Here is a 14603-nt window from a genome sequence, read left to right as displayed (position 1 = left end):
TGCGCGGCTATTGGTCGCCCGGCATCGTGCGCACCGGCGATCTCCGCCGCCAATGGATCAAGGCCGGGCAAATCATGATCGTGATAGTGGAGCTTGACCGCCCCCACCCCGGCCGATCATCCAGCGAACGCTGGCCCATCACCAGCAGCCTTTGTGGCAAATCCGCCGCGCGATAGCGGGCAAGATCGTCGGGACCGTTACGCGGCGTGACCTCCGTCAGCCCGGTGACACCATAGCGTGCCAATGCTGCCCCCACCGGCTGCAGATCGGGCGGATCAGACTGCAACCGCGAACGCAGCCAGATGTCGCCATCGACCAGACGGCCGTCCTCCGGCCCGCCGCCCAGCACCGCGATCGCCCGGCTGTTGAACACCCACATCCGGCCGCCGCGATGCTGGATGCGGATCGGGCGATCCGGCCCGTGCCGGTCAAGCCAATCGCGGTCAATCCGGCCGATACTTTCGTGGTAGCCGATACCGCGCAACCACCCCATGCCGTCCGCAGCATGCAGCACCGTCGCCAATCCATCGAGCGTCAGCACATCCGGTGGCCCGCAGCGCACCGACACCAAGGCCGCCGCCAGGGCATTCAGATGGATGTGGTGATCGTGCAACCCCGGCAAAACCGCGCCGCCCCGCGCCTCGACGATCGCCTCTCCCGCGACGATCGGCAACATCGGCGCGATCGCAGCTATTCGGCCATCGCTTAGCCGGATATCGACGATGCGCCCGCCAACCTCGGCATCGACAATCAGCATGACGCGAGCACCGCCAAGGTGTCATGGCCAAGCGGTGCTGCCGCCATCCTTGGCTGTCGCAGGGGATATAATGGCGTCACATCCCGTTCCGCCATCGCCTGCCATTCAAGCAGCATTGCGCGATCGGCGCGCTCTTGGCCAAGGACATGCCCCGTCGTCCCCGCCAGCGAAAGCTCGATCAGTCGTGCTGTGCCCGCCCGCCATGTCGCCCACGCCGCCAGCGCAGCGAACAGACCGGTCAGGGGATCGGCAATCGCATCGCCCGCGAACATCGCCTTGCCCCAGCCATCGGCCATCACCGACGCAAGTCCCGCGGCGACGGCGGCATCATCACCAAAACCCACCCGGTCCGCGGCAGCCCCCACCCGGCCATGCCCGGTGATCGAAACCCAGATCGTTCCGGCGGCAACGGCGGCGGCCGCATCTATACCAAGTTGCGCCAGCGCGCGGGGGCGCGAGCCTTCGATGACGATATCGGCGCTCGCAACCAGGTCGCGCAGCGCTTGCCGTTCATCTTCGGCAGAAAAATCGATGGCCACACATTTCTTGCCGCCATTCAGGAGATCGAAAAAGCCGGCATGTCCCATTCGGGCGCCATCCGGCCGCCGGGAACTTTCCACCTTCACCACATGCGCGCCGACCATTCCCAGCAGCGACGCAGCCAATGGCCCTGCCCACAACGATGCAAAATCGACCACCAAAGGCGTCCGGCGCATCCCTCGCGCGACAACCGGTTCCGTCGCCACGAACCATTGGCGCGAAGCAACCGGGGGACGATCAAGCGCAATGGGCAGGCCCAGTTCGATGCCCCGCGCCATCAAATCACCAGCCGAACGCGTACGGACCGCGCGATCGATCGCCGGCCAATCCATCGCATCCTCTTCAAGCCACGCGGAGATCAGCCCCCAATCATCATCCCGTGCCAGGTTCAGCGCGAATACCCCGTCCGCCGCGTCAAGCAGGTGGCATGATCCATTCGCGGAAACACGTCCACGACGTTGCAACCCCATCAGACGTGCGCGCTCGCCGAGTAGCAAGGCCCCGTTCAACGGCAGAGACGCACCGGGCGCAAGCGCACCGAGCGCCGCAAGCGCCGCATCCGCCGCCAGCGTAAACGCTGCAGGGCAGACGAGGCCAGGTCCGTCTGGTTGACCGGTAACTGCCATCAGGCCGGATCGCCGCCAGCTCAGCGCTGGATGGTCCCCCACGGGGCGAATGTCAGCCTTACTGCCGAGATCCGCGAGCAGGCAGTTCGCGCGATCGGCGATGATGGAAAGCGTCTCGCTCATCGGCGGATCATGCCCGCATCATGGCCGGCAAGCGAGGGTCAGTCGCGCAGAAGGCCATCCAACCAGCCGACAATTCTGCCATATAGCCGCTCCACGCCGGGCGCGACAAAGACGTGATGACCAGATGTCGGCACGACATATAGGGTGAAATCCGGGCATGCCTTGTAATCGCGCGGCATCAAGTGGGGCGGTCCGGTCATGTCGCGATCACCGACCGACAGGAATACAGGGACGTCGAGTTCGCCCAGCTCGCGTGCAACATTGCCGGGCAACATTGCATGCATGCCAATATTGGCAAGGACATGGTTCATCACGGCCCGCAACGCCCGCCCGGCCGGTGTATCCTTGTCCTGAACGGGTGCCGGCAAATAGGGTTCGGCCCCGAAGCGGGCCCGTGCAAATTCCACGATGCGCGATCGGCCTCCATCTGGCTCAAGAAGCGCCGCACGGTGCACATCGTCCATATATTCCGGCAGACCAGCCGTGCCGAAACAGAACAGCAGCATGGCATCGAAATCATGGACCGCCGCCTGATGAACGACGCTGATCATTGCTCCCGCAGAATGGCCCGTACCGACGACCCTCACATCGGCAAGCGGGGGAAGGCCTTCGATCCCGCCCACAGCCAGTCGCCCACGGAATTCGGCAAGCGCCCGGGCATTGCCCGTGGCCACAGCATCGGTCGTCAGCGAATAGCCGTCTTTCGGGCGAGTGCTTTCCCCCACACCGGCGGGATCCACGGTAACGACAATATGTCCCGCCGCCGTCATGGCTGCAGCAAAGCTGAACCCACCAGCGCCATCCCCTTGCGGATCCGCAAGATGGTAATAGTTCCGCGATACCCCTCCGCCTGGAACACACCAGAACAGCACCGGCCGCGCCGCCAGCCGCGTCGGATAGTGGACGTCCACCACCAACGTGATGGCCTCGCCCCCGTCCGTCAGCGAACCGACGTCAAAGGAAAGCGGGCGAGCGACGCTGTCGGTCGCGATGCGGGCGGCGGTGATATTCACAGACCGAGAATCGCCCCGGCGACGCCCGATGCGCAGAACACCGTCTCCACATTCTTCACCTGATTGGCGGCGGTTCCCCGCAGTTGGCGAACACCTTCGGTGATGTTGTTCATGCCGTGGATATAGGCTTCACCCATCAACCCGCCATTGGGGCTGAGCGGATGACGCCCATCGAGGTTCATATGGCCGTCGCGGATATAGTCCTTGGCCTCACCTGCCCCGCAAAAGCCGAACCCTTCGGTCTGGCGCAGAATCTGCGGTGTGAAATTGTCATAGATCATCGCGACATTGGTGTCGCGCGGCGCGAGCCCCGCTGCCTTGGTCAGGCGTTCGGTCACGCGGCGCGACACGTCCAGTTCAGCCAGGTCACCCTCATAATAATCCGAGATGATCTCGTGATTTTTGAGGAAGGCATATTCCGCGCCGAGAATGCGGGCCGGCTTGTTCCTTGTATCGCGCGCACGGTCCGCGCGCGCGATCACCAGGGCCACGCCACCATCCGATTCCTGGCAGCAATCAAGCAGATGGAGCCAGGGCGCCACGATCCACTTGGAATTCTGGTGATCGTCCAGGGTGATGGGCTTGCCATAGAACCACGCATTCGGGTTGGTCGCCGCATTGCCGCGTAGCAACACCGCGATCCGGCCAAGGTCCTCCGATGTTACGCCATAGCGGTTCATGTAGGGGCCGCAGGATAGCGCTTCCCAAACGGCCGGCGTCTGCGCGCCATAGGCCATGCACCATTCGACGAAGGTGCTGCTCTTGCCGCTCGGCGAAATCTGCAGGTTGGGCTGACCGAAACGGTAGGCCGACCGCTCATTCATCGCCCGCCACACCACCATCACGTCGCAAAAGCCGGATTCAACTGCTTTTTTGGCGTGCACCAGCGTCGTCACCGACGATGCACCGCCCTGCGGCGTGCGCAGCGTATATTTGATCTCCTCCACGCCGAGGTTGCGCATCAGATCGACCTCGTCCGAATTGTCGAGATCGAACGTCAGGCAGCCATCGACATCCTTGGGGGACAGCCCCGCATCGTCGAGTGCGGCTAACACCGCTTCGGCCATCAATTGCTGTTCCGAACGGCCCGAATTGCGGGAAAACTCTGTCTGGCCGATGCCGACGATGGCGGCCTGGGCATTTCTGTCGACCATGCTCAGGCCTCCTTGGCGGGACGGAATACGGGGATCTTGTGGCCACCGCGCGTGGTGGCGAACGCAACGTCGACCTTCATGCCGAAACGCATCGCATCGGGTGCCGCACCTTCGACATTGGTAACAAAGCGAAGGCCCTCCTCCACCTCGACCAGTGCAACGATCGGCGGCTGATCAAAGCCAAAGGCCGGTGGGTGGATGGGCATCACCCAACTGATCACCGTACCACGGCCGGAAAGCTCCTGCTCCTGCCGGTCCTTGCTCAGGCATTCGGGGCAGATGGCGCGTGGCGGATGCCACAGCCGCCCGCAACCACCGCATTTCTGCGCAACGAAGCGTCCCTCGTTCGCGGCCTTCCAGAAGGGGGCGCCGTCCACCGTCATGATCGGATCGGGCCGGTTGGGGTTCGGGTTTTCGCCGCTCATTGCCATGGGCTCCGCATCTGTTGCTGGGTCGCGCGTGGTGGGTCGCAGGCGATCGCGCCCTCGCCCGCCAGTTCGTCGATCGCCGCTTCATCATAGCCAAGGCCCGCGAGGATCGCGGCGGTATCCTTGCCAACGATCAGCGGCGGCCCCTGGATCACGCCCGGCGTGCCGGACAGTTCGTAGGTCAGTCCGACCTGTTCGAGCTTGCCGACGGCCGGATCATGATATTCGACGGTCCAGCGGCGCTGCTTCAGCAGATCGCTGTCGAACAACCGCAGCGATGCGGTTTCGTCGGACAATTCCGCCGGAACCCCCGCCTGCGCCAATGCGGCCAGCGCGTCGGCGGCCGAACGGCTGGCGAAAAAGGCTGCCGGATCGCGGCCCACCAACCCGTCAAAGGCTGCCTGGGCGGCATCGCCGACCGCCGCCACCTGCACCCAGGCGTCCTGCGCTTCGTACAGCCGATAATGCGCCGAAAAGCCGGTCTGATCCTTGTCGAGCCGCGGGCGAGGCAACGCACCGCCATCGGGCCTGGCTGCGGCATAGCTGGTGTTGAGCAGACAGGCATTGACGATCGACGTATCGACGAACTGCCCCTTGCCGGTCTTTTCCCGCTCCATCAGCGCGTTCATGATGCCGATTGCCGACAGGAAGCCGTTGCCGGTATCGCCGAGCGACGTCAGCGCCCAGATCGGCTTGCCACCCTGCGCGACGGCGCCATCCTCATGCTGGATGCCCGCAAGGCAGGCGCCAGTCTGGTCGTTGCCCGGCAGGCCCATGCGCGGCCCCTTTTCGAACCCGCGCGTGTGGCAATAAACGAGGCGCGGAAACTCCTTCGACAGGGTTTCATAATCAAGCCCGAGCCGTTCGACCGCATCGTAGCGCATATTGTGTTGCACCACGTCAGCCGTGACGATCAACTGCTTGAGGATTGCCATCGCCTTGGGATGCTTGAGCATCAAGGCAATCGAACTTTTGCCGCGATTGGCGACGTAAGCGATGTGGTTCTTGTGCCAATATGTATCCCACAGCGCGTTGATCTTGATCACTTCCGCGCCAAGATCGGCAAGCAACTGACACCCGAACGGCCCGGCGATGGCGAGGCCGAGATCGAGCACCCGAATGCCCTTCAACGGCGCATCGCCCGGCGTGGTGCTCGCCGAAGCCTTCACCGGGTCCGGCAACCGCGCGGCTTCCGCTTTCACCGCATCCGTATCCGCACCGCGCGCCCGCGCTGGTCCCTGCACTTTGCCCTGGCTGTTCGACAGCCGATAGGTGATACCCACCTGGTTGATCGGCCCGAGTTCGGGATCGTCCACCGTCGTCACGCAGCGATCGTCGATTAGATAGGGGTCGATGAGCGATTCTTCGAGCGGGCGGCATTCCTGCATCGTCATTTCGGCAATGCGCGCAGCTTCCACCCATTCGGCCGCGCTGAACTTGGCGATCGCATCCTGCAAAATCGGCTGATAATGCGCCATCACCAGCAATTCTTCCGGGCCGATACCGAAGCGATCGGGATCGTTCTGCACCGTCAGATCGGGCGATGCGTTGAGCGTATCGCCCGCCGAAGCCCCGAGAATGAAGCGCGGGTTGGGCACCCAATTATGCACCCAGCGCCCATCCTTGCACTTAAAATGCCCCTTGGGTGATTTCGAACTGAGGATCCAGGTATTGAACCCCGGCGCGTCGGGTTCCTCCATCCGCTGCCAGACGCCGGAAGCGCAGGCCATCGCGCCCTGCTGCAACGACGTGCGCACCCGCTGCCCGCGCCCCGTTTTTTCGCGCGCGAACAAGGCCGCCGCGATTCCGGTGGATGCAGAAAAGAACGCGCCCAGCGATGGCCATGGCGATGCCACAAACAGCGGGCCTTCGCGATCCGCCCCCTGCAACCATTCAGGTTGAATGTCAGCGGCCTCGATGAACGGATTTTCACGTCCTGTCATGTGCCAGACAGCGCCTTCTGCATGGCCCCGTTGTTCAAATTGCAGGCCCACGCGCGCGGCAACCAGCGCATCATAACCCTTGCGGTCCTGATCGGGCGTGCCTTCGCCATAGGCGCTGATCGAACAGTATATCAGCCTGGGGTTGATCGCCGTCAGCGTTTCGAAGTCGATCCCCAGCCGTTCCGTCACGCCCGGCGCGAAGCTTTCCACCAGAACGTCGGCATCCGCCGCCAGCTTGAGGAACAGCGCGTGATCCCCTGCATCCTTCAGGTTGAGCACCGCGTTCCGCTTGCCACGGTTCCACACCTTGTAACCGAGCATGTGTGCGAACGGGTCGCCTTCCGGCCGCTCGATCCGCGTCACCTGCGCGCCGTGATCGGCGAGGAGCATTGCAGTCATCGGGCCGGCTATCCCCCAGGACAGATCGAGCACCTTGAGACCGTCAAGAACGCCGGACATCAAACTCTCCTCATAATGGCGCCGCGTTTTCACGACTGCCTTCTCTTGGCTCCGGCACGACCAGCGCCCGCGCCAACGTGAATCCAATTCAGCTTGAATGACGCTTAGTGTCAACCACCAATGCCGATTGCCACGCAAATGACCTCGATCACTCCGCACCCGAAGCCTTTGGCGCATTCTCAGTACCGCTTTGCGCACTCGATGCCCAATTTGGGCGACGAACAATGCTTGAAATGCTGCGTCGCCACAGATAGAGCCGAAGCCCAATCAAACGCCGCTGCAGTGCGGTGGAGAGAGGAGTAATCGGGGCATGGCCGTACATTCGCTCGCCTATCTCGTCATAGGCGCCCACGATCTGCAAGCTTGGACGCAATATGCCGAATCAGTCGTAGGCCTGATGCCCGCTGATTCGACCGAGGATGGCGTCCTGCTGTACCGCATGGATCATCGCCCCTTCCGTTTCCGGATCGAAGCCACCGGAACCGACAAGCTGCTGGCAAGCGGACTTGAATGCGCGACTCGCGGTGATTGGGAGACGGCGCTCGCCAACCTCCAGAACGCTGGTGTCGCGGTCGAAAAGGCCAGCACCGCCGATACGTTGGCGCGTGGTTTCCGCGACATGTTCCGTTGCAGCGACCCAGCCGGCAATCCGCTGGAAATCGGCTGGGGCCACGTAGCTGCGGGCAGCCCGTTCGTTTCACCACAGGCCGTCGATGGATTCATCACGCTGGATGGCGACAATGACATGGGCTTCGGCCACGCCGTTCTGCCTGCGCTGAACATCGATGAAACGCGCGCATTCTATGTCGACCATCTTGGCTTTGCCAATTCGGATGAAATGCGCGTTTTCATGCAGGGCGGCCCGGACGATCCCGGCATGAGCATGCACTTCTTGCACGCCGGAAGCCCGCGTCACCACGTTATCGGCCTTGCCCAGTTTCCGGTTCCATCGGGCCTGGTGCACACCATGGTCGAAGTCGCAACGCTGGACGAAGTCGGCCTTGCGCTCGATCGCGCCACGGGTGCCGGCACGCATATCTCGTCGACGCTCGGCAAGCACACCAACGATAAAATGGTGAGTTTCTATATGCGCACACCGGGCGGCTTCGATATCGAATATGGTTGTGGCGGGATTCGCCCCGACTGGAGCAAGTTCACCCCCACCTTCACCCTCAAGGAAGATCTTTGGGGTCATAAATGGGATTTCGGCCAGTGAGTGAAGTGACCTTCGACAAGCGCATGACGGTCGACGAAATCGTCGGCCAGCTCAAGGACGGCATGACCATCGGGATCGGTGGCTGGGGCCCACGGCGCAAGCCGATGGCCCTGGTCCGGGCGATCCTGCGTTCGTCCCTCAAGGATTTGACCGTCGTCGCTTATGGCGGCGCTGACATCGGCATGCTCTGTGCCGCCGGCAAGGTGAAGAAGGCGATCTTCGGCTTCGTTTCGCTCGACGCCATCCCGCTGGAGCCTTACTTCCGCAAGGTGCGCGAAGCGGGCCAGCTGGCCGACATTCTGGAGCTGGACGAAGGCATGCTGCAATGGGGCCTGAAGGCCGCCGCGATGCAGCTTCCCTTCCTGCCGACCCGAGTGGGCCTCGGCACCGACGTGATGACCTACGGCAAGTTCGAAACCGTAACGTCGCCGTACGCCGATGGCGAAGTGCTGCTGGCGATGCCGGCGATCAAGCTCGACGTGGCGTTGATCCACGTCCACCGAGCCGATCAGCGCGGCAACGTGCAGCAACTTGGTCCCGATACCTATTATGACGAATGGTTCGCCAAGGCGGCCGCAAAGACCTACGTCTCGGCAGAAGAAGTCGTCGAGCGGATGGACATCAGCTATCCGGACGACGTGAAGGCCAATACCTTCGAGCGTTGCTTCGTCACCGGCGTGGTCGAAATCGCGCAGGGCGCTCACCCGACCTCGCTGCCGCCGAGCTACGGCTGGGACATGGGCCATTTCAAGGCTTATGCCGCCAGCGCCGGCGAAGAAGGCGGCTGGGACAAGTATATGGCTGAATTCGTCGGCCCCGACGAAGCCCATTATCAGGCCGCCATTGGCGGCGCCGAGGCAGTTGCCAAGCTGCCCCTGCCAATCTTTTGAGGAAATAGGCATGAGCGTTTCTGATTGTTCGCTAGCCGAACTGCTGATCGTCGCCTGCTCCGAGGCGTGGCGCGGGAATGGCGAAGTCGTCGCCACCGGCATCGGCCCGGTTCCGCGTCTTGGCGCGAGCCTGGCCAAGCTGACGCATACGCCGCAGCTGATGATGACAGACGGCGAAGCATTTCTGGTTGAAGAACCGGTTCCGATCGGCCCGCGCGGCTATGATGATCGCAAGGCGGCGGGCTACCTGCCCTTCTCGCGCTTCTTCGATTCCGCGGTGTGGACCGGCCGTCGCCATGCGATGGTTTCGCCCACGCAGATCGACCGCTTCGGGCAGACGAACCTGTCCTATCTGGGCGGCACCTACGACAAGCCGAAGACCCAGATGCTGGGCGTGCGCGGTTTCCCCGGCAACAGCATCTACCACATCAATTCGATGTTCGTGCCGTTCCACTCGAAGCGCCTCTTCGTCGAAGGCGAAGTCGATATGGTGTCGAGCGTGGGGTATAACCCGGCGCGTCGCCTGCCCGGCGGCAACTATTCTGGTGTGGACCTGCGGGTGATCGTCACCAACCTGTGCGTCATGGATTTCGGCGGCAAGGATCACGCGATCCGCGTTCTTTCGCTGCATCCGGGCGTCACCATCGATCAGGTGCGTGAAGCAACCGGCTTCGACCTTCAGGTCGACGGCGACTTGCCAACCACGCCGCTGCCGACCGAAGAACAGCTTGCGATCATCGCCCGGCTTGACCCGCACAACCATCGTGCCACCGTCATCAAGGGCAATCCGCCGGCAATCGCGAAGGAAACCGTGGCATGAGTGAAGGCGCCGCGCAGGCAACAGTTCCCGTTCTCGACGGGTGGTTTACCACCGATAGCGCGGCGCCGCACCTCATCGGCAGCCAGTGCGCTTCGTGTGGAACCTATTATTTCCCGAAGCTGATCTCTGGCTATTGCCGCAATCCGGATTGCGACGGTGAGACGTTCGAAAGCGTCGAACTGTCGCGGACGGGCAAGGTCTGGTCGTTCACCAACGCCTGCTACAAGCCCCCCGAACCCTATATCGCCGCTGATCCGTTCGTTCCGTATGCGATCGCTGCGGTCGAACTGGAAAAGGAAAAGATGATGGTCCTCGGCCAGGTGGTCGAAGGGGTCGGCATCGAAAGCCTGAAGGCCGGGATGGAAATGGAACTGGTGCTGGAAACGGTGCCGGACGCCACGCTGCCGGAAGGCAAGCTCACCTGGAAATGGAAACCAGTTGAAGGAGCCGGCGCATGAGCGGCGAAATCGCAATCCTTGGCGTCGGCATGCACCCCTGGGGCAAATGGGGCCGCAACTTCGCTGAATATGGCGTCGCTGCTGCCCGTGCCGCGCTGAAGGATTCTGGCGTGAAATGGCGCGACGTGCGCTTCATTTCCGGCGGCGGCACTGTGCGCAACGGCTATCCGGGCTATGTCGCTGGTGCCACCATCGCGCAGGCGCTGGGCTGGCAGGGGGCCGAGGTCAATACCAGCTACGCCGCCTGTGCGTCCGGTTCGCAGGCGCTGGCCGCAGCCCGCGCCAAAATCCTGTCGGGTGAAGTGGACGTCGCACTGGTCGTCGGTGCAGACACCACGCCAAAGGGTTTCCTCGCCCCGGCCAAAGGTGAACGCCCGGACGATCCCGATTGGGTGCGTTTCCGCGTCGGCATCACCAACCCGACCTATTTCGCGCTTTATGCCCGTCGCCGCATGGAAATTTACGGCGACACGCAGGACGATTTCGCGCTGGTGAAGGTGAAAAATGCCGAACAGGGCTTCACCAATCCCTATGCGCGCTATCGCAAGAAATTCACCGCCGAAGACGTCGCGGCGTCGGCCATGGTTGCCGATCCGCTGCGCCTGATGGACGTATGCGCCACATCGGATGGCGGCGCCGCGCTGATCGTGTCGAGCCTGGAATATGCCCGCAAGATCGGCCGCGGTGATGCCGTCCGCATCGCCGCCATTTCCACGGTGACGCCAAGCTTTGCGTCGTCGGTAATCGAAATGCCGGATCTCGCCACCGACAGCGCGGTGGCGGTTGCGCCCACGCAGTTCCGTTCGGCACTGCCCAGGAAGGCCTATGAACAGGCTGGTATCGGCCCGAAGGACGTGTCTGTCGCCGAGGTTTACGATCTGTCGACCGCGCTGGAACTCGACTGGATCGAAGATTGCCTGTTGTGCGAACGTGGCGAGGCAGCCGCCCTCACCCGCGCTGGGCAGACCCGCATCGGCGGCCGAATTCCGGTCAACCCGTCGGGCGGCCTGGCTTGCTTTGGCGAAGCGGTGCCGGCGCAGGCGCTGGCGCAGGTGTGCGAACTGACCTGGCAGCTTCGTGGCGAGGCGGGTGACCGCCAGATCGAAGGCGCCAAGGTCGGCATTACCGCCAATCAGGGCCTGTTCGGCCATGGCTCCTCCGTAATCGTGGTGCGTTGATGACTGATCCTTTGCGGACGATCCTGACCGAGCGGCTTGGCTGCCGCGTTCCCGTTATCCAGACGGCGATGGGCTGGGTGGCCGAACCCTCGCTCGTCATCGCTTCCACCAACGCCGGGGCCTTCGGCTTTCTTGGCGTCGCCGTGATGACGCCCAAGGAAGCCGCCGAAAAGATCGCGATCGTCCGTGCAGCGACGACCGCGCCGTTCGGCGTCAACTTCCACATGTTCCAGCCGGGTGCCGCCGAGATCGTCGATCTCGTCATCGCCAACAAGGATCGTATCCGCGCCGTCAGCTTCGGCCGTGGCCCGGACAAGAAGATGATCCAGCGGTTCAAGGACGCCGGCATCCTCTGCATCCCGACCGTGGGTGCCGTGAAGCACGCACAGAAGATGGTCGAACTCGGCGTCGACATGGTCACCGTGCAGGGCGGCGAAGGCGGCGGGCATACCGGCTCGGTTCCCACCACCATCCTGCTGCCGCAGGTACTGGATGCGGTGAAGGTACCGGTGATCGCCTGCGGCGGCTTTGCCGATGGGCGCGGCCTGGCCGCAGCGCTTGCCTTCGGTGCGGTTGGCATCGCGATGGGATCGCGCTTCCTGATGACGCAGGAAAGCCCAATACCGCAGCGCGCCAAGGACGTTTACGTCAAGGCCGGCACCGACGACATCATCGTCACCAAGAAGATCGATGGCCTGCCCCAGCGCATGGTCCGCACGCCGCTGTTCGACAAGATCGAGTCTTCGGGCACGATCGGCATGTGGCTGCGCGCCATCGAAGGCGGGCTGGAAATGAAGAAGCGCACCGGCGCCAGTTGGGGTGAAATGATCGCCGCGGCCAAGGGCATGACCAGCCATGGCGGCCTGTCCTTCATGCATGCGATGCTCGCCGCCGCTGCGCCGACCCTGATCCAGAAAGCCGTCGTCGAAGGCGATATCGAACATGGCCTGCTGGCCACCGGCGTGGTGAGCGGCCGGATCAAGACCCTGCCCACCTGTGCCGAGTTGATCGCGTCGATCGAAACCGAAGCCCGCGACCGCATATCGGCGCTGACGGGCGTCACCGCAGCCGCGGCCTGAGGAGACAACAGGAATGCCTATTCGCACCCATATCGAAAATCGCATCGGCGAAATCATCATCGATCATCCGCCGGTCAACGCGCTGGATTCGAACGGCTGGAACGAGCTGCCTGAGCACATTACCGCGTTGGGCCTGCGCGAAGACGTTCGCTGCATCTTGATCCGCGCCGAAGGCAAGGGCTTTTGCGGCGGCGTCGACATCAAGGAAATGCAGGCCAATTCCGGGCTGATCACCAAGCTGAACCGCGGCAATTACCGCACGTTCAAGTCGATCCATCTGAACCCACTGCCCGTGGTTACGGCCGTCCATCGCTTCGTCATCGGTGGCGGCATCGGCATCTGCGGGGCATCCGACGTCGTGATCGCGGCCGAAGACGCCTATTTCTCGCTTCCGGAAGTTGATCGTGGCGCGATGGGCGGCGCCAGCCATCTCCAGCGCATGTTCCCGATCCAGAAGGTGCGCGCAGCATTCTTCACAGGCGGCAAGATTTCGGCGCAGGAAGCCTATCGTCTGGGCGCGGTCGAAATGGTCGTGCCCAACGACGAACTTTATGCCAAGGCGCGCGAATTCTGCGGCGTGATCGCCGACAAGAGCCGCAAGGCCCTGACGATCGCCAAGGAAGCGCTGAACGGCCTTGAACCGCGCGATGTTGACCAGGGCTATCGCTGGGAGCAGGGCTTCACGCTCGAAATGTACATGCACGAAGACAGCCAGAAGGCGCGCGACGCCTTCGTTCACGAAGGGGGCCAGGCGGCTAAATTCTGACATGGAGCTGACTTACACACCAGAACAGGACGCCTTCCGCGCCGAAGTCCGCGCGTGGATGGAAGCGAACGTCCCGAAAAGCCCCCTCAAGACACTTGAGGGCCGCGAAGGCTATGACCAGCATGTCGAATGGGAGCGTACGCTCGCCTCCGGCAACTGGGGCATGGTGACATGGCCCGAAGCTTATGGCGGCCGTAACCTCGATCTGATCCGCTGGCTGATATTCGAAGAAGAATATTTCCGCGCCAAGGCCCCCTTACGCGCGAACCAGAACGGCATCTTCCTGCTCGGCCCGACCATCATGGAATATGGCACGGACGAACAGAAAGCCCGTTTCCTGACGCCGATGGCCAAGGGCGAAATCATGTGGGCGCAGGCTTGGTCCGAACCCAATGCCGGGTCGGACATGGCGGCGATCCGCAGCCGTGCGGTGCGCGACGGCGATCATTATGTGATCTCCGGCCAGAAGACCTGGTCGAGCCGCGCGGCGTTCGCCGACTGGTGCTTCGGCCTGTTCCGCACGGATCAGGACAGCAAGCGCCACAAGGGGTTGAGCTTCATCTTGCTGCCGCTCAACTCTCCTGGTGTCACCGTCCGCCCGATCCGCCAGTTGCATGGTGAGACCGGCTTTGCCGAAATCTTCTTCGATGAAGTGCGCGTGCCGGTGGAAAACCGCATCGCCGGCGAAGGCGAAGGCTGGAATGTCGCGATGGCGACGGCGGGCTTCGAACGCGGCCTGATGCTGCGCTCCCCTGCCCGTTTCCAGGCGACCGCCAAGCGCCTTGTCGAACTGTTCCGCGCGAACGAGGCGACGGCATCGCCCGCCGCGCGCGAAGCGGTGACGCAGGCCTGGGCCGACGCCGAAGCCTATGCGCTCAACACCTATATGGTCGCATCGACCATTCAGGCGGGCGGGCACATCGGCGCCGAAGCAAGCCTCAACAAGATCTTCTGGTCCGAACTCGATCGCGCGATGCACCGCACCGCGATGAGCCTGCTCGGCGCGGCGGCGGAACTCCGCACCTATGCCGACGGCAGCCTCAACGAGTGGCTGGAAGGCTACATCTTCTCGCTTTCCGGCCCGATCTATGCGGGTTCGAACGAGATTCAGCGCAACATCATTGCCGAGCGCCTGCTCGGCCTGCCGAGGTAA

The 14603-nt window shown here is 63.1% G+C and carries 14 protein-coding genes; 8 read left to right on the top strand and 6 right to left on the bottom strand.

The genetic code is table 11. The features are described from left to right. Window positions 1-7: 7 nt before the first annotated feature. The 6 genes from KC8_RS20460 to KC8_RS01065 are packed head-to-tail and all read right to left on the bottom strand — an operon-like array spanning window position 8 to window position 7043. Complete coding sequence (locus tag KC8_RS20460; RefSeq protein ID WP_010125418.1) at window positions 8-757, bottom strand: amidohydrolase family protein; 750 nt, start codon at window positions 755-757, stop codon at window positions 8-10. Beyond that, window positions 751-2046, bottom strand: coding sequence for a CoA transferase (locus KC8_RS01085; RefSeq protein WP_010125416.1), 1296 nt, complete (start codon window positions 2044-2046; stop codon window positions 751-753). Before KC8_RS01085 ends, KC8_RS20460 begins: the two co-directional genes overlap by 7 nt. A gap of 38 nt (window positions 2047-2084) precedes the next feature. Continuing rightward, on the bottom strand, window positions 2085-3059 hold the full coding sequence (locus KC8_RS01080; protein WP_010125415.1) for an alpha/beta hydrolase: 975 nt from the start codon (window positions 3057-3059) through the stop codon (window positions 2085-2087). Continuing rightward, window positions 3056-4213 (bottom strand): thiolase C-terminal domain-containing protein, encoded by a 1158-nt coding sequence (locus KC8_RS01075; RefSeq protein WP_010125414.1) that lies wholly within the window; start codon window positions 4211-4213, stop codon window positions 3056-3058. Before KC8_RS01075 ends, KC8_RS01080 begins: the two co-directional genes overlap by 4 nt. Window positions 4214-4215: 2 nt before the next feature. Next, window positions 4216-4638 (bottom strand): Zn-ribbon domain-containing OB-fold protein, encoded by a 423-nt coding sequence (locus KC8_RS01070; RefSeq protein ID WP_010125413.1) that lies wholly within the window; start codon window positions 4636-4638, stop codon window positions 4216-4218. Next, the gene (locus KC8_RS01065) at window positions 4635-7043 is read right to left on the bottom strand and encodes a CaiB/BaiF CoA transferase family protein (RefSeq protein ID WP_010125412.1); all 2409 of its coding nucleotides are present in this window, start codon (window positions 7041-7043) and stop codon (window positions 4635-4637) included. Before KC8_RS01065 ends, KC8_RS01070 begins: the two co-directional genes overlap by 4 nt. A 310-nt stretch (window positions 7044-7353) precedes the next feature. On the opposite strand from KC8_RS01065, the gene KC8_RS01060 reads away from it, so the two are divergent. From KC8_RS01060 to KC8_RS01025, 8 genes are read left to right on the top strand one after another with little or no spacing between them, the layout of a single operon-like run. Beyond that, window positions 7354-8259, top strand: coding sequence for a VOC family protein (locus KC8_RS01060; protein ID WP_010125411.1), 906 nt, complete (start codon window positions 7354-7356; stop codon window positions 8257-8259). Then, window positions 8256-9149, top strand: coding sequence for a CoA transferase subunit A (locus KC8_RS01055; RefSeq protein ID WP_010125410.1), 894 nt, complete (start codon window positions 8256-8258; stop codon window positions 9147-9149). The genes KC8_RS01060 and KC8_RS01055 overlap by 4 nt, the downstream gene beginning before the upstream one ends. Before the next feature lie 10 nt (window positions 9150-9159). Beyond that, complete coding sequence (locus tag KC8_RS01050; RefSeq protein ID WP_010125408.1) at window positions 9160-9969, top strand: CoA-transferase subunit beta; 810 nt, start codon at window positions 9160-9162, stop codon at window positions 9967-9969. Beyond that, window positions 9966-10427 (top strand): Zn-ribbon domain-containing OB-fold protein, encoded by a 462-nt coding sequence (locus KC8_RS01045; protein ID WP_010125407.1) that lies wholly within the window; start codon window positions 9966-9968, stop codon window positions 10425-10427. The genes KC8_RS01050 and KC8_RS01045 overlap by 4 nt, the downstream gene beginning before the upstream one ends. Further along, entirely contained in the window at window positions 10424-11605 is a 1182-nt protein-coding gene (locus KC8_RS01040) for a lipid-transfer protein (protein ID WP_010125406.1), read from the top strand. Before KC8_RS01045 ends, KC8_RS01040 begins: the two co-directional genes overlap by 4 nt. Continuing rightward, entirely contained in the window at window positions 11605-12684 is a 1080-nt protein-coding gene (locus KC8_RS01035; protein ID WP_010125405.1) for an NAD(P)H-dependent flavin oxidoreductase, read from the top strand. Before KC8_RS01040 ends, KC8_RS01035 begins: the two co-directional genes overlap by 1 nt. 13 nt (window positions 12685-12697) lie before the next feature. Further along, window positions 12698-13450: an enoyl-CoA hydratase family protein gene (locus tag KC8_RS01030; RefSeq protein ID WP_010125404.1), complete on the top strand. Its 753-nt coding sequence runs from the start codon at window positions 12698-12700 to the stop codon at window positions 13448-13450. 1 nt (window position 13451) lies between these two features. Continuing rightward, window positions 13452-14603, top strand: a complete 1152-nt coding sequence (locus KC8_RS01025) for an acyl-CoA dehydrogenase family protein (protein WP_010125403.1) — start codon at window positions 13452-13454, stop codon at window positions 14601-14603.

The organism is Sphingomonas sp. KC8 (genome assembly GCF_002151445.1).
GTDB lineage: Bacteria > Pseudomonadota > Alphaproteobacteria > Sphingomonadales > Sphingomonadaceae > Sphingomonas_E.
This window is presented reverse-complemented; position numbering and strand designations above follow the sequence as displayed.

Coding starts and splice junctions, on each gene's coding strand:
- KC8_RS20460 (WP_010125418.1), bottom strand. CDS start 757: ATGCTGATTGTCGATGCCGAGGTTGGCGGGCGCATCGTCGATATCCGG.
- KC8_RS01085 (WP_010125416.1), bottom strand. CDS start 2,046: ATGAGCGAGACGCTTTCCATCATCGCCGATCGCGCGAACTGCCTGCTC.
- KC8_RS01075 (WP_010125414.1), bottom strand. CDS start 4,213: ATGGTCGACAGAAATGCCCAGGCCGCCATCGTCGGCATCGGCCAGACA.
- KC8_RS01070 (WP_010125413.1), bottom strand. CDS start 4,638: ATGAGCGGCGAAAACCCGAACCCCAACCGGCCCGATCCGATCATGACG.
- KC8_RS01065 (WP_010125412.1), bottom strand. CDS start 7,043: ATGTCCGGCGTTCTTGACGGTCTCAAGGTGCTCGATCTGTCCTGGGGG.
- KC8_RS01060 (WP_010125411.1), top strand. CDS start 7,354: ATGGCCGTACATTCGCTCGCCTATCTCGTCATAGGCGCCCACGATCTG.
- KC8_RS01050 (WP_010125408.1), top strand. CDS start 9,160: ATGAGCGTTTCTGATTGTTCGCTAGCCGAACTGCTGATCGTCGCCTGC.
- KC8_RS01045 (WP_010125407.1), top strand. CDS start 9,966: ATGAGTGAAGGCGCCGCGCAGGCAACAGTTCCCGTTCTCGACGGGTGG.
- KC8_RS01040 (WP_010125406.1), top strand. CDS start 10,424: ATGAGCGGCGAAATCGCAATCCTTGGCGTCGGCATGCACCCCTGGGGC.
- KC8_RS01035 (WP_010125405.1), top strand. CDS start 11,605: ATGACTGATCCTTTGCGGACGATCCTGACCGAGCGGCTTGGCTGCCGC.
- KC8_RS01030 (WP_010125404.1), top strand. CDS start 12,698: ATGCCTATTCGCACCCATATCGAAAATCGCATCGGCGAAATCATCATC.
- KC8_RS01025 (WP_010125403.1), top strand. CDS start 13,452: ATGGAGCTGACTTACACACCAGAACAGGACGCCTTCCGCGCCGAAGTC.